Annotated in this window: 15 protein-coding genes and 2 pseudogenes; 14 read left to right on the top strand and 3 right to left on the bottom strand. The window is 65.8% G+C overall.

From position 1 onward, the window contains the following. Nucleotides 1-134 precede the first annotated feature (134 nt). The 7 genes and pseudogenes from ACVWYP_RS02330 (at nucleotide 135) to ACVWYP_RS02300 (ending at nucleotide 7,495) form a co-directional block, all read left to right on the top strand. Nucleotides 135-1,787 carry an ABC transporter substrate-binding protein gene (locus ACVWYP_RS02330; protein WP_439711125.1) on the top strand — a complete coding sequence of 551 codons (1,653 nt, stop codon included), beginning with the start codon at nucleotides 135-137 and terminating at the stop codon, nucleotides 1,785-1,787. A gap of 197 nt (nucleotides 1,788-1,984) precedes the next feature. Next, nucleotides 1,985-2,938: an ABC transporter permease gene (locus ACVWYP_RS02325; RefSeq protein ID WP_038384809.1), complete on the top strand. Its 954-nt coding sequence runs from the start codon at nucleotides 1,985-1,987 to the stop codon at nucleotides 2,936-2,938. A gap of 2 nt (nucleotides 2,939-2,940) precedes the next feature. After that, on the top strand, nucleotides 2,941-3,828 hold the full coding sequence (locus ACVWYP_RS02320) for an ABC transporter permease (protein WP_193375416.1): 888 nt from the start codon (nucleotides 2,941-2,943) through the stop codon (nucleotides 3,826-3,828). A 3-nt stretch (nucleotides 3,829-3,831) separates the two neighbouring features. Continuing rightward, nucleotides 3,832-4,905, top strand: a complete 1,074-nt coding sequence (locus ACVWYP_RS02315) for an ABC transporter ATP-binding protein (protein ID WP_304497583.1) — start codon at nucleotides 3,832-3,834, stop codon at nucleotides 4,903-4,905. Continuing rightward, complete coding sequence (locus tag ACVWYP_RS02310) at nucleotides 4,902-5,111, top strand: hypothetical protein (RefSeq protein WP_028339145.1); 210 nt, start codon at nucleotides 4,902-4,904, stop codon at nucleotides 5,109-5,111. Before ACVWYP_RS02315 ends, ACVWYP_RS02310 begins: the two co-directional genes overlap by 4 nt. Beyond that, nucleotides 5,108-6,521, top strand: a pseudogene (locus tag ACVWYP_RS02305) (amidase). The gene ACVWYP_RS02310 and the pseudogene ACVWYP_RS02305 overlap by 4 nt, the downstream one beginning before the upstream one ends. Next, nucleotides 6,518-7,495: an ABC transporter ATP-binding protein gene (locus tag ACVWYP_RS02300; protein WP_304497581.1), complete on the top strand. Its 978-nt coding sequence runs from the start codon at nucleotides 6,518-6,520 to the stop codon at nucleotides 7,493-7,495. The pseudogene ACVWYP_RS02305 and the gene ACVWYP_RS02300 overlap by 4 nt, the downstream one beginning before the upstream one ends. Here ACVWYP_RS02300 and ACVWYP_RS02295 read toward each other — a convergent pair. Continuing rightward, entirely contained in the window at nucleotides 7,492-7,623 is a 132-nt protein-coding gene (locus ACVWYP_RS02295) for a hypothetical protein (protein ID WP_456684317.1), read from the bottom strand. The two genes, ACVWYP_RS02300 and ACVWYP_RS02295, sit on opposite strands and share 4 nt — an antisense overlap. Before the next feature lie 85 nt (nucleotides 7,624-7,708). After that, a pseudogene (locus ACVWYP_RS02290) lies at nucleotides 7,709-8,446 on the bottom strand (LysR family transcriptional regulator); the annotation flags it as partial. A gap of 65 nt (nucleotides 8,447-8,511) precedes the next feature. Between ACVWYP_RS02290 and ACVWYP_RS02285 the strand changes: the two are divergent. The 3 genes from ACVWYP_RS02285 to ACVWYP_RS02275 all read left to right on the top strand — a co-directional run bounded on the left by ACVWYP_RS02285 (nucleotide 8,512) and on the right by ACVWYP_RS02275 (nucleotide 12,521). Then, nucleotides 8,512-9,312, top strand: coding sequence for an acyl-CoA thioesterase domain-containing protein (locus ACVWYP_RS02285; protein ID WP_304497579.1), 801 nt, complete (start codon nucleotides 8,512-8,514; stop codon nucleotides 9,310-9,312). Between the two features lie 150 nt (nucleotides 9,313-9,462). Beyond that, on the top strand, nucleotides 9,463-11,214 hold the full coding sequence (locus ACVWYP_RS02280) for a type I secretion system permease/ATPase (protein WP_304497578.1): 1,752 nt from the start codon (nucleotides 9,463-9,465) through the stop codon (nucleotides 11,212-11,214). Further along, the gene (locus ACVWYP_RS02275) at nucleotides 11,211-12,521 is read left to right on the top strand and encodes an HlyD family type I secretion periplasmic adaptor subunit (RefSeq protein ID WP_304497577.1); all 1,311 of its coding nucleotides are present in this window, start codon (nucleotides 11,211-11,213) and stop codon (nucleotides 12,519-12,521) included. Before ACVWYP_RS02280 ends, ACVWYP_RS02275 begins: the two co-directional genes overlap by 4 nt. Before the next feature lie 284 nt (nucleotides 12,522-12,805). Here the strand turns inward: ACVWYP_RS02275 and ACVWYP_RS02270 are convergent, their stop codons facing one another. After that, nucleotides 12,806-13,288, bottom strand: a complete 483-nt coding sequence (locus ACVWYP_RS02270) for a CinA family protein (protein WP_304497576.1) — start codon at nucleotides 13,286-13,288, stop codon at nucleotides 12,806-12,808. 173 nt (nucleotides 13,289-13,461) lie between these two features. Here ACVWYP_RS02270 and ACVWYP_RS02265 point away from each other — a divergent pair, with 173 nt between their 5' ends. The 4 genes from ACVWYP_RS02265 (at nucleotide 13,462) to ACVWYP_RS02250 (ending at nucleotide 16,738) form a co-directional block, all read left to right on the top strand. Continuing rightward, nucleotides 13,462-14,538, top strand: coding sequence for an amidohydrolase family protein (locus tag ACVWYP_RS02265; protein ID WP_304497575.1), 1,077 nt, complete (start codon nucleotides 13,462-13,464; stop codon nucleotides 14,536-14,538). Then, a complete protein-coding gene (locus ACVWYP_RS02260) occupies nucleotides 14,535-15,644 on the top strand; it encodes an amidohydrolase family protein (protein WP_304497574.1) in 1,110 nt (369 codons plus the stop codon). Before ACVWYP_RS02265 ends, ACVWYP_RS02260 begins: the two co-directional genes overlap by 4 nt. Nucleotides 15,645-15,697: 53 nt before the next feature. Next, complete coding sequence (locus ACVWYP_RS02255) at nucleotides 15,698-16,111, top strand: Rieske (2Fe-2S) protein (RefSeq protein ID WP_016846808.1); 414 nt, start codon at nucleotides 15,698-15,700, stop codon at nucleotides 16,109-16,111. A 114-nt stretch (nucleotides 16,112-16,225) separates the two neighbouring features. Further along, nucleotides 16,226-16,738, top strand: coding sequence for a class I SAM-dependent methyltransferase (locus ACVWYP_RS02250; RefSeq protein ID WP_304497573.1), 513 nt, complete (start codon nucleotides 16,226-16,228; stop codon nucleotides 16,736-16,738). The last annotated feature ends 29 nt before the right edge of the window (nucleotides 16,739-16,767 follow it).

The raw sequence follows: 16,767 nt of genomic DNA, 5'->3' as shown, positions 1-16,767 counted from the left end.
CGTGCGCGAGGTGGGAAGAAATGACGCGCCCGGCGGTTATTTGCTGATGAACTATTCCCCTTGGCACAGGCATTGCATACGCTTGCCCAAGAAATAATCACCAAAACGTCACCAGACTCGAAGGGGCTGCTCAGATGCGTAACAGGAAAACCAATGCGACGGCGATCATGCTGGCGCTTGCGATAGCCACTGGCGTGCCGGCGATCGCCAGCGCCGAGACCGTGCTGCGCATTGGCATGACTGCTGCCGATATTCCGCGCACGCTCGGTCAGCCCGACCAGGGGTTTGAGGGCAATCGCTTCACCGGGCTGACGATGTATGACGCGCTGACGATGTGGGACCTGTCCTCGTCGGACAAGGCAAGCGCGATGATCCCCGGCCTCGCGACCGAGTGGAAGGTCGACGATGCCGACAAGACGAAGTGGATTTTCAAGCTGCGCCCCGGCGTCACCTTTCACGACGGCTCGCCGTTCAATGCCGACGCCGTGGTCTGGAATGTCGACAAGGTCTTGAAGCAGGACGCGCCGCAATACGATGCGAGCCAGGTCGGCGTCACCGCCTCGCGCATGCCGACGCTGGTCTCCGCGCGCAAGATCGACGACATGACGGTGGAGCTGACCACCAAGGAGCCGGACAGCTTCCTGCCGATCAATCTCACCAATCTGTTCATGGCGAGTCCGGCCAAGTGGCAGAAATTCTACGACAAGGCCGAAGGCGCCGACGCCAAGGCGAAGTCGCAGGCCGCATGGGCCGCGTTCGCCAAGGACGCGTCGGGCACCGGGCCCTGGAAGATGTCGAGCTTCACCCCGCGCGAGCGGCTTGAGCTGGTGAAGAACGAGAGCTACTGGGACAAGGCACGGGTGCCGAAGGTCGACAAGATGGTGCTGCTGCCGATGCCGGAGGCCAATGCCCGCACCGCGGCGCTGCTGTCGGGGCAGGTCAACTGGATCGAGGCGCCGGCGCCGGACGCGCTGCCCGAGATCAAGCAGCGGGGTTTCAACCTCTATTCCAACGAGGAGCCGCATGTCTGGCCGTGGCAGTTCTCGCGCGTCGAGGGTTCGCCGTGGAACGACATCCGAGTCCGCAAGGCTGCCAATCTCTGCGTCGATCGCGAAGGGCTGCGTGACGGCCTGCTTGCCGGCCTGATGGTGCCGGCGACCGGCACGTTCGAGCCCGGCCACCCCTGGCGCGGCAGCCCGACCTTCCAGATCAAATACGACAAGCCGGCCGCGCAGAAGCTGATGCAGGAGGCGGGCTTCGGCCCGAACAAGAAGCTGACGGTCAAGATCCAGACCTCGGCGTCGGGCTCCGGCCAGATGCTGCCGCTGCCGATGAACGAGTATCTGCAACAGGCGTTGGCCGAGTGCTACTTCGATGTGCAGCTCGACGTCATCGAGTGGAATACGCTGTTCACCAACTGGCGGCGCGGCACCAAGGATCCGACCGCCAACGGCTCGAACGCCATCAACGTCACCTATGCGGCGATGGATCCGTTCTTCGCGCTGGTGCGTTTCCTGCAGTCGGGCATGGCGCCGCCGGTGTCGAACAATTGGGGTTTCAACAACAACCCGAAGTTCGACGAGCTGGTGAAGAAGGCCCGCCAGACCTTCGAGCCGGCGGCGCGCGATGCCGCGCTCGCCGAGCTGCATGCGGCCTCGGTCGACGACGCGGCCTTCCTTTATGTCGCCCACGACGTCGCACCGCGCGCGATGAGCCCGAAGATCAAGGGCTTTGTGCAGCCGAAAAGCTGGTTCGTCGACTTCTCGCCGGTCACGGTCGCGCCGTGAGGCGCTAGTCGCGCAATGGGTGCACCCTCTCCCCTTGTGGGAGAGGGTGGCTTCGCGAGAGCGAAGCCGGGTGAGGGGTTGTCTCCGCGGACACGCCTCTCTGAGATGAAATGATTGTATCCGCGGATAGAAACCCTCATCCGGCGCGCTCCGCGCGCCACCTTCTCCCACAACGGAGAAGGAAGAAAGAACGCAACGTGTTCGCCTATACGTCCAGACGGATCGTCTACGTCATTCCGATCGTGCTCAGCGTGGCGCTGGTGTGCTTCCTCCTGGTGCACATCACGCCTGGCGACCCGCTGGTCGCAGTGCTGCCGGCCGATGCCTCGCAGGAGCTTGCCGCGCAGTTGCGCACGGCCTACGGCTTCGATCGCCCGTTGCCGGTGCAATTCGGCCTGTGGCTGTGGCGCGCGATCCATGGCGATCTCGGCAATTCGATCGCGACCGGGCGGCCCGTCCTGACCGAGGTGATGCGCGCCGTCGGCAACACCGTGATGCTGGCGATCGCGGCCGCGATGATCGGCTTTACGCTCGGCCTGCTGTTCGGCCTGATCGCCGGCTATTTCCGCGACACCTGGGTCGACAAGGTCGCGACCTCCTTCGCCATCGCCGGCGTGTCGCTGCCGCATTATTGGCTCGGCATGGTGCTGGTCATCATCTTCTCGGTGCAGCTCAACTGGCTGCCCGCGGTCGGCGCAGGTCCCGGCGGCTCCGGCGCCTGGGCGTGGGACTGGGAGCATCTGCGCTATCTGGTGCTGCCGGCGATCACTACCTCGGTGATCCCGATGGGTATCGTCACCCGCACGGTGCGCGCGCTGACCGGCGACATCTTGAGCCAGGACTTTGTCGAGGCGCTGCGCGCCAAGGGCCTGCGCGAGACCGAGGTGTTCCGCCACGTCGTCAAGAATGCGGCGCCGACCGCGCTCGCGGTGATGGGGCTGCAGCTCGGCTATATGCTGGGCGGCTCGATCCTGATCGAGACCGTGTTCTCCTGGCCGGGGTCAGGTCTGCTCCTGAACTCGGCGATCTTCCAGCGCGATCTGCCGTTACTGCAGGGCACGATCCTGGTGCTGGCGCTGTTCTTTGTGCTGCTCAATCTCCTGGTCGACATCGCGCAGGCCGCGATCGATCCGCGCATCAAGCGGAGCTAACCATGAGTGCGATGTCAGATACTGCATTACAGGCCGCTCCCGCGAGCAAAGCGCGCGGCTATTGGGCGACGGTTGCCCGCCGCATCAGGCGCGACAAGGTCAGCATGGCCTGCGCCATCATCCTGGTGCTGATCTTTGCCTCGGCGCTGCTGGCACCATGGCTGCATCTCGCCGATCCCTATCAGGGCTCGATGATCCGCCGTCTCCGCCATATCGGCACGCCGGGCTATCCGCTCGGCACCGACGAGCTCGGCCGCGACATGCTGGCACGGCTGATCTATGGCGGACGGCTGTCGCTGGTCATCGGCATCCTGCCGGTGATCTTCGCGTTCGTGATCGGCACCTCGCTCGGCCTCGTCGCCGGTTATGTCGGCGGCAAGCTCAACACCGCGATCATGCGCACGGTCGACGTGTTCTACGCCTTTCCGTCGGTGCTGCTGGCGATTGCGATCTCGGGTGCGCTCGGCGCCGGCATCACCAATTCGATCGTGTCGCTGACCATCGTGTTCGTGCCGCAGATCACCCGCGTCGCCGAAAGCGTCACCACCGGCGTCCGCAACATGGATTTCGTCGAGGCGGCGCGCGCGTCCGGCGCGGGTCCGTTCACCATCATGCGGGTGCACATGCTCGGCAATGTGCTGGGCCCGATCTTCGTCTATGCCACCGGCCTGATCTCGGTGTCGATGATCCTTGCAGCCGGTCTCTCGTTCCTCGGGCTCGGCACCAAGCCGCCGGAGCCGGAATGGGGCTTGATGCTGAACACGCTGCGCACCGCGATCTACGTCAATCCATGGGTCGCGGCGCTGCCGGGCGCGATGATCTTCGCGGTCTCGATCTGCTTCAACCTGCTCAGCGACGGCATGCGCAGCGCCATGGACATCAGGAATTAAAGCATGAGCGATGCCAATCTCTCCGTCGACATGCTGGAGCCGGTCGCCGACCTCGGCGGCGCCGCGCAGCCGCTGCTGCAGGTCAAGGGACTGACCAAGCACTTCCCGGTGCGCGGCGGCCTGTTCAGTCCGCGCAAGACCGTGCGCGCCGTCGACGACGTCACCTTCGCGGTTATGAAGGGTGAGACCGTCGGCATTGTCGGCGAATCCGGCTGCGGCAAATCGACCACGGCGCGGCTGTTGATGCACCTGATGGCACGCGATGCGGGCGATATCATCTATGACGGCCGGCAGGTCGGCCCGTCGCTCTCGCTGCGCGATCTGCGGCGCGGCGTGCAGATGGTGTTCCAGGATAGCTACGCCTCGCTCAACCCGCGCCTCACCATCGAGGAATCGATCGCCTTCGGGCCAAAGGTCCACGGCATGGCCGACGACACGGCGCGGACGCTGGCGCGCGAGCTGCTCGGCAAGGTCGGCCTGCGGCCGGAGATTTTTGCCAACCGCTATCCGCACGAGGTGTCGGGTGGTCAGCGCCAGCGCGTCAATATCGCGCGCGCGCTCGCGCTGTCGCCGCGGCTCGTGATCCTCGATGAAGCGGTTTCCGCGCTCGACAAATCGGTCGAGGCGCAGGTGCTCAATCTACTCGCCGACCTCAAGCGCGAATTCGGCCTCACGTACCTGTTCATCAGCCACGATCTCAACGTCGTCCGCTACATCTCCGACCGCGTGCTGGTGATGTATCTCGGCGAGGTCGTCGAACTCGGGCCGGTCGATGCGGTCTGGGACGCGCCGGCGCATCCCTATACCCGCGCGCTGCTGGCGGCGATGCCGTCATCCGATCCCGACAGGCGCACCGAGGTGCCGCCGATCTCGGGCGATCCGCCCAATCCGATCGATCCGCCGCCGGGCTGCCGGTTTCACACCCGTTGCCCGTTTGCGGAGCCGCTCTGCGCAAACGACACGCCAAAACTCAGCGATCTCGATACAATGGGCCATCAAGCGGCGTGCTACATGGCCATTCCCGGCTCGGGGCACAGCCGCGCGCCGGCAAAAGCAAAAGGAGAAAACGCGGCATGACCAGACCCACTCCCAAGGACGTCAAGGTGATCGCGCACGTCGCCGACGTGCCCGCCGACGACGACGTCGCTACCCGGATCGCCAATTCGATCGGGCCGGCATTCGACGGCTTCGCACCGATCTCCGGCACGCTGCCCTTCGATCTCGAACCCGCGAGCTTCCTGCTGGCGCAGATCGCGCAGAAGATCGAGAAGGTGTCGAAATGAGCTCTGAACCGGCCCTGATGACGCTGACCGCGGTCGCCAAGGCGATTGCCGACAAGAAAGTTTCCTCGCATGAGGTGACGCGCGCCGTGCTGCATCGCATTGCGGAATGGCAGCCGCGCCTCAACGCCTATATGGCTGTTGAATCCGAGCAGGCGCTGGCCGCCGCCACCGAGGCCGATGCCGCGCTCGCCAAGGGCAATAGTCGCGGTGCGCTGCATGGCGTGCCGCTGGCGCACAAGGACATGTATTACGACGCCGGCAAGTTCGTGACCTGCGGCTCGCTGATTCGTCGCGACTTCGTGCCGAAGACGACTGCGACCGCCCTGCAGCGGCTCAAGGATGCCGGACAGGTCCGCCTCGGCTCATTGCAGATGGTCGAGTTCGCCTATGGGCCGACCGGCCACAACGTGCATTACGGCGCGGTGCGCAATCCCTGGAACACCGAGCACATCACCGGCGGCTCGTCGTCGGGCTCGGGCTCGGCGGTCGCCGCGCGGCTCACCTTCGCGGGCGCTCGGCTCCGACACCGGCGGTTCGGTGCGCATGCCCGCGCATTTCTGCGGCGTCACCGGCCTGAAGACGACGGTCGGCCGCGTCAGCCGCGCCGGCGCGATGCCGCTGTCGCAGTCGCTCGATACGGTCGGCCCACTGGCGCAGACCGCGGAGGACTGCGCGCTGCTGCTCGGCCTGATGGCTGGGGCGGACCCGGAGGACCTGACAGCGTCGACGCAGCCGGTGCCCGACTACTTGGCCGCGACCAAGCAGTCGCTGAAGGGTCTGAAGATCGGCGTCCCGACGTCGTTCTATGTCGACGACCTCGACCCTGAGGTGGCGCGTATCCTCGACGAGACCATCGCCACCTTGAAGAAAGAGGGCGCCGAGATCGTCAAGGTCGAGTTGCCCGATCAGCGCCAGCTCTCCTCGGCATCGCAACTGGTGCTCGCGGTCGAGGCTGCCGCCTTCCACAAGCGCTGGATGATCGAGCGGCCGCAGGATTACGGCGCGCAGGTCTTGATGCGGCTGCAGAACGGCCTGACCATTCCGGCGGTCACCTATCTTGAGGCGATGCGCTGGCGCGGCCCCGCGCTCGCCGCGCACAACGCGGCGGTCAACGGGGTCGATGCGGTCATTGCGCCGTCGTCGCCGGTGCCGGCGCCCACGATTGCCGAGAGCGATGTCGGCAATGGTCCGGGCGCCGACGCGGTGCTGCAGCGGCTGACGCGCTTCACCCGCCCGGTCAACTATCTCGGCCTGCCGTCGCTCTCGATTCCCTCCGGCTTCACCAAGACGGGTCTGCCGGTCGGCATGCAACTGATCGGCCGCTCCTTCGAGGAAGCGGTTCTGCTCCGGATCGGCGCCGCCTTCCAGCGCGCGACCGATTTCCACGCCAGGGTGCCCAAGCTCGCATGACCAACCTCGTCGAGATCAACAACCTCAACATCCGCTTCACCGGCGATCGCACGGTCCATGCCGTGAACGATCTCAGCCTGTCGCTCGGCGAGGGCGAGGTGTTGGGGCTGCTCGGCGAGTCCGGCTCGGGCAAGAGCGTGACGCTGCGCGCGTTGATGCGGCTGTTGCCGAAGAAGCGCACACAGATCTCCGGCAGCGTCAAGGTGCTGGGCCAGCAGGTGCTGGCGATGGACGACGAGGCGCTGTCCGCATTCCGCGGCCAGACCGTCTCGATGATCTTCCAGGAGCCGGCGCTGGCGCTCGATCCGGTCTACACCATCGGCCGCCAGATTGCGGAGACGGTGATGCGCCACGAGGGCAAGAGCGAGCGCGAGGCCACGGCCCGCGCGCTTGAAATGCTCGAGGTGGTGCGGATCCCCTCCGCGAAGCGGCGGCTGGACTCCTATCCGCACGAGATGTCGGGCGGCATGCGCCAGCGTGCGATGATCGCGCTGGCGCTAGCCTGCAAGCCGAAGATCCTGCTCGCGGACGAGCCGACCACGGCGCTCGATGCCACCGTGCAGATCCAGATCCTGCTGCTGCTGCGCGAGCTGCAGCGCGAGTTCGGCATGTCGGTCATCTTCGTCACCCACGATATTGGTGTCGCGATCGAGATCTGCGATCGCGTCGCGGTGATGTATGCCGGCCAGATCGTGGAGCAGGGCGCCCTGCGCGACATCGTGCGCTCGCCGGTGCATCCCTATGCAAAGGGTTTGCTGGCCTCGACCATTCACGGCGCGATGCGCGGCCAGCGGCTGGAAACCATTCCGGGCACGCCGCCCTCGCTCGATCACGCGCCGTCCAGTTGCTCCTTCGCACCGCGTTGCAAGTTCGCCGAGCCGCGCTGCAGCGAGCGCTTGCCGCCGGTCGTGCAGGTCGCGCCCGGCCGTTTGGCACGGTGCATCCTGGCCGAGCCGGCGCCCGCCACGGTTTAGCTCGCGCGCGCGACCGCGTCCGTGATCCAGCGTCGCACCGCGGCGATGCGGCGGTCCCGCGCCTGCTCGGTGCGGGAGACCAGGTAGATCGTCTCGCTGTATGCGGCCTCGAACGCAAACGGCGCCAACCAGCCGCTTGCCGAAGCCCGGCCGCGCCTTGATCAGGGGCGCGATCGCGATCGCGACGCCGAGCCCGTGTTCGGCGGCCTCCAGCATCGCCGGCACGCTGTCGAGCCACAGATGTCCGCGCGGAGCGAGATTCGGCAGCCCGGCCTCCTTCAGCCAGGCCGGCCACGCCCGCGGCTGCGTCGTGACATGGATCAGCACCTCGCGCGACAGGTCTGCAGGGGTCCGAAGACCTGCCTTGACCAGTGCCGGCGTACAGACCGGCATCCCTTTGACCTGCACCAGCGGCTCGACCTTCAGTCCGGCGGCGTGTTCCCGTCCGTAGCGGATCGCGACATCGACGCGCGAACCGTTGAAGTCGGCATATTGGTGGGTGGCCTCGATCCGCAGCGTCAGTTGCGGATGGCGCCGCTTGAACTCCGGCAGCGCCGGCAGCAGCACGGCGCTGGTGAAGAACGGCAATGAGCTGATCCAGAGTTCGCCGCTGGCCTCGCCGCGTTGCCGCAGCATGTCACGGCTAGCCTCCTGCAGCGTCGCCAGCGCGGCCGACACTTTTGCAAGGTAGCGCTCGCCGTCGTCGGTCAATCGCACCTGGCGCGCGCCGCGGACGAACAGCCTGGTGCCGAACTGCTCTTCCAGCCCGCGGATCTGATGGCTGATCGCCGACGGGCTCAGCGACAGGTCGCGCGCGGCGCGCCGGAAGCTGAGTTGGGTGGCCGCGCGCTCGAAGGCGAGCAGCGCCGGCAGCGGCGGGATCACCCGCGGATCGGGGGCATCCAATAGGTGAATCCTGCTCACCTGAAGTGATGAATGGCCTTTTGTCATAGCCGCTATTCTTGGATCAGATTGGCCGAACGCTCAATCCTGCTCATCTCAGGAGATCATTCGCCTTGGCCATCTTCGAACCGCTCGCCACGCCCCATCACTGGAAGCCCGCGGCGCTGGCGGCCGGGCCGTTCACAGGCCTTCAGGGCGGGGCGGTCGCAAGCCTGTTGACCGGCGAGGTCGAGGCCATGGCCGGCGCGCGCAATTGGGGCACCGCGATCTCGGCGGCGGCCTGGTTCCTGCGGCCGACGCCAATGGCGGAACTGCGCACGCAGGTTACCGTGGTGACCGAAGGCGGCCGGGTCAGCGTGATCGACAACAGGCTCTGGCCGGCCGGCGAGGAGCAACCCTGCGCGACGGTGCGCGTGACGCTGTCGCGCGAGCGTGGCGTCGAGGTCCCGGGGTTTTACGGGAGCGCGGCCGATCCGGTGGATCCCACGGCATTTCCGTTGCGCAACCTGCGCGCCGTCCATGGCCATGGCCGCAGCTGGTTCATGGATGCGATGGAAGCCCGCGCCGGCGGCGATACCGCCTGGTTTCGCTTGCATCACGCCGTAATTGCGGACGCCGGTCCGCTGGCGCGGGTGCTCGGCCCGGCTGATTGGACCCACGGCATCGCGCGCCCGGTCCAGAACGTGGTGGCCGACCCTAATCCGAACCTCGCGGTGCAGCTGTTCAGGCCGCCGCGGGGCGCGTGGATCGGCGTTCGCGCCGAGGCCCGCTGGCGACCGGAGGCCGGGCTCGGCGTCGGCAGCGGGGTATTGCTCGATGTGGATGGCGAGATCGGCCGGGTCTCGATGTCGGTCATTCTCGTGCCGTTTCCGAGAAGCGCGCCCGCGCAGGGCCAGGGTTCCGCGGCCCGTTAACCCTAATTTATTCCGTCAACTGTCGGTGCGATCACAAAATTAGGCCGCGAACCATGCTTTGGTTCACGCGACTTAAAATGGACGGTGGTCGCAAACGTCTATACAACGTGGTGATCACGTAACTCTTTTGTTTTGCAGAGATCAGTTTTTATGGCAGCCGCGCCCGCTGTCCGGCGTTCCGAACTGGCTGAGGCGCTGCGCGCTTGCCGCAGCGCTTTTATCGGCGTCGGCCTCATCAGTTGCATGATCAACCTGCTCTACCTGACAGGTTCGATGTTCATGCTGCAAGTCTACGACCGGGTGCTGCCGAGCCGCAGCGTTCCCACCCTGGTCGGCCTCGTGGTCATCGCCGCGGTCCTCTACATCGCCCAGGGCGTGCTCGACCTGCTGCGCGGACGGATCCTCGGCCGCGTCGGCACCTCACTCGACGAAGCGCTCAACGCACGGGTGTTCGACACCGTCGTGCGGCTGCCGCTGATGGCCGGCAATCGCAGCGAGGGCCTGCAGCCGCTGCGCGACCTCGACAATGTGCGCTCCTTCCTCGGCAGCATGGGTCCCGGCGCGTTCTTCGATCTGCCCTGGCTGCCGTTCTACATGGTGATCTGCTTCGCATTCCATTGGCTGCTTGGCGTCACGGCGCTGGTCGGCGCCGTCATCCTGGTGACGCTGACGCTGATCACCGAATATTTGTCGCGCACGCCGGCCAAGGAAGCGATGACGCTCGCGGCGCGGCGCAACGATCTCGCCGCCTCCAGCCGCCGCAATGCCGAGGTGCTGGTGGCGATGGGCATGGCCGGCCGCATGAACAGGCGCTGGAACGAGGCCAACGAGGAATATCTGTCCGGCAACCAGCATGCGAGCGACGTCACCGGCGGCCTCGGTGCGGTCGCCAAGGTGCTGCGCATGATGCTGCAGTCCGCCGTGCTCGCGGTCGGTGCCTATCTCGTGATCCATCAGGAGGCCACCGGCGGCATCATCATCGCCGGCTCGATCCTGAGCGCGCGGGCGCTGGCACCGGTCGATCTTGCGATCGCGCATTGGAAGGGCTTCGTCGCCGCCCGGCAGAGCTGGCATCGGCTCAACCGCCTGCTGCAGCAGATGCCGGCGCGTCCCGAGCAGACCCTGTTGCAGGCGCCGGAGAAGAAGCTCTCGGTCGAAGCCGTGACCATGGTCGCGCCGGGCGATCAGCGCGCCATCGTGCAGGACATCACCTTCGCCGTCGAGGCCGGCAGCGGTGTCGGCGTGATCGGCCCGAGCGGCTCCGGCAAGTCGTCGCTGATCCGGGCGCTGGTCGGCGTCTGGATGCCGGCGCGGGGCAAGGTACGGCTCGACGGCGCCGCGCTCGACCAGTGGTCGTCGGACCAGCTCGGCCGTCATGTCGGCTATTTGCCGCAGGACGTCGAACTGTTCGCCGGTACGGTCGCGCAGAACATCTGCCGGTTCGATCCCGACGCCAAGTCCGACGGCATCATCGCGGCGGCCAAGGAGGCCGGCGTGCATGAGATGATCATCAAGATGCGCGAGGGCTACGACACCCAGGTCGGCGAACAGGGCACTGCGCTCTCGGCGGGCCAGGCGCAACGGGTGGCGCTGGCGCGTGCGCTGTACGGCAATCCGTTCCTGATCGTGCTGGATGAGCCGAACTCCAATCTCGACAGCGAAGGCGACGAGGCGCTGACCCGCGCGGTGCGCGGCGCCCGCGAACGCGGCGCGGTCGTCATTGTGGTTGCGCACCGGCCGATCGGCATCGAGGGCGTCGATCATCTGCTGGTGCTGAAGGACGGACGCATGCAGACCTTCGGGCCGAAGGAAGCCGTGCTCGCGCAGGTGCTGCAGCGTGCCGCGCCGCCGGTGCCAACGCCGATCAAGATCGTCGCGGATGCCGGAGCCGCCAAGTCATGACCGATCAACCGCGCAACGCACATCGCTCGATCCGCAAGCATCTGATCGTCGGCCTCGTCGTGGTTCTGGTCCTGGGCGGCGGTGTCGGCGGCTGGGCCGCGACGGTGCCGATCTCCGGCGCGCTGATCGCGCCGGGCTCCGTGGTGGTCGAATCCAACGTCAAGAAGGTGCAGCATCCGACCGGCGGCGTCGTCGGCGAAGTCCGGGTGCGTGACGGCGACGTGGTCAAGGCGGGCGACATCGTCGTGCGCCTCGACGAGACCGTCGTGAAGGCCAGCCTTGCAATCGTGGTCAAGACGCTGAACGGGCTCTATGCGCGGGCGGCCCGGCTCGAGGCCGAGCAGCAGGGCCGCGACAAGATCGCCTTTCCGCCGCAACTCACCGAGCAGGCCAAGGATCCCGACGTTCGCGACATCATGGCGAGCGAAACCAAGCTGTTCGAGGTGCGGGTCAATGGCCGCACCGGTCAAAAAGCGCAGCTGCGCGAGCGCGTCACCCAGCTTAACGAGGAGATCTCGGGGCTCGAGGCGCAGGAGAAGTCCAAGGACAAGGAAATCGAGCTGGTGAAGACCGAACTGGTCGGTGTTCGCCAGCTTTACGAGCAGCATCTGGTGCAGCTCACCCGCCTGACCACGCTGGAGCGCGACGCGGCGCGGCTCGCCGGCGAGCGCGCGCAATACATCGCCTCGCGCGCGCAGGCCAAGGGCAAGATCACCGAGACCGAGCTGCAGATCATCCAGGTCGACAAGGACATGGTCTCGGAGGTCTCGAAGGACCTGCGCGAGGCCAACGACAAGATCGGCGAGTTCGTGGAGCGCAAGGTGACCGCCGAAGACCAGCTCCGCCGCATCGATATCCGCGCACCACAGGACGGCGTCGTGCTGCAGTCGACCGTGCACACCGTCGGCGGCGTCATCACCGCGGGCGATGCCATCATGATGATCGTGCCGAAGGCCGACGATCTGTCGGTCGAGGCCAAGGTCAATCCGCAGGACATCGACAAGCTGCAGGTCGGACAGAAGACCGTGCTGCGGCTCTCCGCCTTCAACCAGCGCACCACGCCGGAGCTGAACGGCGTCGTCACCCGCGTCTCCGCCGACGTCACCACCGACCAGCGCACCGGGCAGAGCTACTACACCATCCGCGTCTCGATGCCGCCGGAAGAAGTCGCGCGCCTCGGCAGCGAGGTGAAGATCATCCCGGGCATGCCGGTGGAAGCCTTCGTCCAGACCGGCGACCGCACCATGCTGTCCTATCTGATGAAGCCGATGAGCGACCAGTTCATGCGCTCGTTCCGCGAGAAGTAGGTTCTCGCGTTACCGCTTTCGTAGCCCGGATGGAGCGAAGCGAAATCCGGGAACAGTCGTGCTGCGGATATAGCCGCCCCGGATTGCGCTTCGCTTCATCCGGGCTACGCCGTCTTCGTCAGGTTGCAGGCTCTTTCCTTGCGTCGTCCCTGCGAAAGCAGGGACCCATAACCACAGGATCGAGTTGTTGAAGCAGGCTGTGGCTCGAGCGGACCATCGTCAATGGCCATCGGTGGTTATGGGTCCCGGGTCGCGCTTCGCTTGCCCGGGACGACAGCGGAGATTTATTGCGCCAGATTCTTCATCAACAACTCCAGCGCCGCCTTCGCAAATGCCTGCATGTTCGCCTGCCGGTCGCCGCTGGCGGTCTCCAGCGTGATTACCTGCTGCCGGGGGCCGGCGACCGCCATGCAGCTGTGGCCGGCGGCATCGCCGTAGCGGTTGCCGGTCGGGCCGGCGGCACCGGTCTCCGACAATCCCCAGTCGGTTGCGAGGCGCTCGCGAATCTGCCGCGCCAGCAATTGCGCGTAGGGTTCCGACGACGAACGGAGCCCGCGCATGGCGTCGTCGGAAATATCCATCAGCGCGCGCCGCGCGTCGCGGGTGTAGATCACGCCGCCGCCGAGGAAATAGGCCGACGCGCCGGGAACCGCGAGCAGCGATGCGGAGATCAGTCCGCCGGTTGAGGATTCCGCGACCGCAATCGTCTGCTTGTTCGCGATCAGCTTTGCGGCGACCTGTTCGGCGATGGATGTGAGCGCGTTCATCGGCCTTCTTTCTCGTTGCTTGCCATGAAAATCCCGTGGGGCGTTCTGCCTTCCTAGCACAGCACGCAGGCCCTTGCCGAGTTGCAGGCCGCGGCACGGCCTGCTTGAATGCGAGGCAAGAACCAAGCGCCGCCCGACAAGCTTGTCGTGAGAGCGTGCGCGGAGGAAACATCATGACGTCGCCGATCGCGGGCGGCGTGGATTGCGATCTGCATCCCGCCGTACCTCACCTCACCAGCCTGCTGCCGTACATGAACGACTACTGGCGCGACCAGGTGACGACGCGCGGCATGACCGACCTGATCTCGCAATCCTATCCCACCAATTCGCCGATCTCGTCGCGGCCGGACTGGCGCCCAGCGCAAGGCAAGCCGGGCTCGAGCCTTGCGGACATGCAGCATCAGGCGCTCGACAGGTTCGGCACGGCCTACGGCATCTGCAATCCGCTCTATGGCGTGCAGATGGTGTTCTCCGAGGACATGGCCGATGCGTTCTGCCGCTCGCTGAACGACTGGCTGGTCAAGGAATGGCTCGACAAGGACGATCGCCTGCGCGGCTCGATCATGATCCCGGTACAGAGCATCGAGAAGGCGGTCGCCGAGATCGAGCGCTGTGCGCAGGACAGGCGCTTCGTGCAGGTGCTGATGCTGGTGATGGGCGACATGCCGCTCGGCAAGCGCCACTACTGGCCGATCTACGCCGCGGCGGAACGGCTCGGCCTGCCGGTCGGCATCCATGCGGGCAGCGCCTATCACAATCCGCCGACCTCGGTCGGCTGGGGCTCCTATCACATCGAGGATTATGTCGCGCAGGCGCAGGCGTTCCAGACCCAGCTCACCAGCCTGATCGTCGAGGGCGTGTTCGCGCGCCATCCGAACCTGAAAATGGTGATGCTGGAGTCCGGCTTCACCTGGCTGCCGCCATTCCTGTGGCGGCTGCACAAGTTCTGGCGCGGCGTGCGCATGGAGACCCCGTGGGTCGACCGCGCGCCGCTGGAGATTGTGCGCAGCAACATCCGCTTCTCGCTGCAGCCGATCGATGCGCCGCCGGACGGAGACACGCTGAACCGCCTGTTCGACCATATGCAGTCGGACGAATTGATCCTATTCTCGTCAGATTACCCGCATTGGCAGTTCGATGGTGACGAGGTGCTGCCGCAGGGGTTGTCGCAGGATCTGGTGCGCAAGATCATGATCGATAATCCGCATGCGACCTATGGCCGGCTCAAGGTGAAGGAGATGACGCCATGAACATCCAGCTTCGCGAGCGCCCCGAAACCGCGTCGCCGACCAGCATCAAGACCGCGATCGCCGACTGCGACATCCATCCGGCCCGCGCCACCAAGGACGAGCTGTATCCTTATCTCGAGAAGCGCTGGCATGCGCATCTCGAGACCTTCGGCGTCCATGCCTATCAGGGCATGATGGAAGGTCCGCCCTATCCGAAGGCGCAGCCAAATGCGTCGCGCCGCGATGCCTATCCGCCGGAAGGCGGCCCGCAGGGCTCGTCGCTGTCCTTCATGCAGAAGCAACACCTCGATCCCAACAATGTCGCGCTCGGCGTGCTTAACCCGCTCAACACCGGGCAGGGTATCCGCAACCAGGATCTCGCCGGCGCGATCTGCTCGGCCATCAACGACTGGCAGATCGAGAAATGGACCAGCAAGGATTCCCGGCTGAAAGGCTCGGTCGTCGTCGCCAATGAGGATGGCATGTCGGCCGCGGCCGAAATCCGCAAGCGCGCGGGCGACGCAAATTTCGTCCAGGTGCTGCTGCTGAGCCGCAATGTCGAGCCGCTCGGCCAGCGCCGTTACTGGCCGATCTATGAGGCGGCACAGGAAGCCGGCCTTCCGATCGGCGTGCACGCCTTCGGCTTCGGCGGCAACCCGATCACCGCGTCGGGATGGCCGAGCTACTATATCGAGGAGATGGTCGGGCATTCGCAGTGCCAGCAGGCCGCGCTGGCGAGCCTCGTGCTTGAGGGCGTGTTCGAGCGCTTCCCGAAATTGAAGATGGTGATGGTGGAGGCCGGGTTCGGCTGGGCCCCATCGCTGGCCTGGCGCCTCGACAAGGTGTTTGCGCGGCTGCATGCCGAAGTGCCGCATCTGAAGCGCAAGCCGTCGGAATATATCCGCGATCACATCTGGTGGACGACGCAGCCGATGGAGGATCCGGAGAGCCGCGACCATCTGTTCCAGACCATCGAGTGGATCGGCTGGGACAGATTGTTGTTCGCGACCGATTACCCGCATTGGGATTACGACGAGCCGTCGCGCGTGCTGCCGGCCGGCGTCAGCGATGCCAATCGCCAGGCGTTCTATCTCGACAACGCCAGGCAGCTGTACGGTATCGCTTGATCCGAAAAAGTGGGAACCGGTTTTTCGAATCAGATCATGCGTGAGAACGATTGATGGCGCGTCATGTGATCGCCCCGGTTGACGAACTGCCGCCGGGTTCGCGAAAATTCCTCGAGATCGACGGACGGCCGATCGCCGTCTTCAACGTCAAGGGCGAGTTCTTCGGCCTGCTGAACCGCTGCCCGCATCAGGGCGCGGCGCTGTGCGAGGGGCCGCTGATCGGGCTCGCCTCATCGTCCGATCCCGGCGAGATCGAATACACCAAACTCGGCGAGATCCTGCGCTGCCCCTGGCACGGCTGGGAGTTCGATATCCGCACCGGTCAGTCCTATTGCGACCCGCGCCGCTTCCGCGTGCGCGCCTATCCGGTCAGCGTCGAGCCGGGCACCAATGTGGTGAAGGGGCCGTATGTCGCCGAGACCATCAAGGTCGCGGTGGAGAGCGACTACGTGGTGGTGGATCTGTAGCCGCGACCGTCCCGAAATCCTGTTCACCGGAGATGGCAATCGGTGAGCGCCGTGCAAAGCATCCTCTTGCGTGCGTTTGGCCGTCCTCGGGGTCTCCTGGGGAGGCTCGGCGGCATGATCATGGCGCGCACCAATGCAGATTGCGGCGCGTGGGTCGCAGATCGCCTCGAGGTCGGACCGGACGACAGCGTGCTCGAAGTCGGGTTTGGTCCGGGCGTCGTCCTTCAACGCCTGTCGACATTGGTGCCGGCGGGACGCGTCGCGGGCATCGATCCGTCGCAGGAGATGGTCGGGCAAGCTCGCGCCCGGAACGCGGCCGCGATCGAGGATGGTCGTGTCGAGCTTCGGCTTGGCCCCGTGGAGCGCATGCCATTCGATGCGGATAGCTTCGACAAGGTGCTGGCGATCAACTCGATGCAAGTCTGGCCGGACGCCATCGCCGGGCTACGGGAGGTCCGGCGCGTCATGAAGCCGAGCGGCAGGATCGCGCTCGGCTTTACGCGCTATTCCGGACAGCCCAAGGAAGGGGTCGCGGAAAAGCTGGCAGCAGCCGGCTTCACGCAGGCTCAGCTGGTCGAGACAAATGAGTGGTTCTGTGCCCTGGCGACAAAGCCCGATGCAGGATGAGTTCGTAAGCTGGGTTACGCTGCGCTAAC

This window comes from Bradyrhizobium sp. USDA 3262 (assembly GCF_054060035.1).
This window is presented reverse-complemented; position numbering and strand designations above follow the sequence as displayed.

Coding starts and splice junctions, on each gene's coding strand:
- ACVWYP_RS02255 (WP_016846808.1), top strand. CDS start 15,698: ATGGCGCGTCATGTGATCGCCCCGGTTGACGAACTGCCGCCGGGTTCG.
- ACVWYP_RS02310 (WP_028339145.1), top strand. CDS start 4,902: ATGACCAGACCCACTCCCAAGGACGTCAAGGTGATCGCGCACGTCGCC.
- ACVWYP_RS02280 (WP_304497578.1), top strand. CDS start 9,463: ATGGCAGCCGCGCCCGCTGTCCGGCGTTCCGAACTGGCTGAGGCGCTG.
- ACVWYP_RS02260 (WP_304497574.1), top strand. CDS start 14,535: ATGAACATCCAGCTTCGCGAGCGCCCCGAAACCGCGTCGCCGACCAGC.
- ACVWYP_RS02315 (WP_304497583.1), top strand. CDS start 3,832: ATGAGCGATGCCAATCTCTCCGTCGACATGCTGGAGCCGGTCGCCGAC.
- ACVWYP_RS02320 (WP_193375416.1), top strand. CDS start 2,941: ATGAGTGCGATGTCAGATACTGCATTACAGGCCGCTCCCGCGAGCAAA.
- ACVWYP_RS02270 (WP_304497576.1), bottom strand. CDS start 13,288: ATGAACGCGCTCACATCCATCGCCGAACAGGTCGCCGCAAAGCTGATC.
- ACVWYP_RS02275 (WP_304497577.1), top strand. CDS start 11,211: ATGACCGATCAACCGCGCAACGCACATCGCTCGATCCGCAAGCATCTG.
- ACVWYP_RS02300 (WP_304497581.1), top strand. CDS start 6,518: ATGACCAACCTCGTCGAGATCAACAACCTCAACATCCGCTTCACCGGC.
- ACVWYP_RS02330 (WP_439711125.1), top strand. CDS start 135: ATGCGTAACAGGAAAACCAATGCGACGGCGATCATGCTGGCGCTTGCG.
- ACVWYP_RS02250 (WP_304497573.1), top strand. CDS start 16,226: ATGATCATGGCGCGCACCAATGCAGATTGCGGCGCGTGGGTCGCAGAT.
- ACVWYP_RS02265 (WP_304497575.1), top strand. CDS start 13,462: ATGACGTCGCCGATCGCGGGCGGCGTGGATTGCGATCTGCATCCCGCC.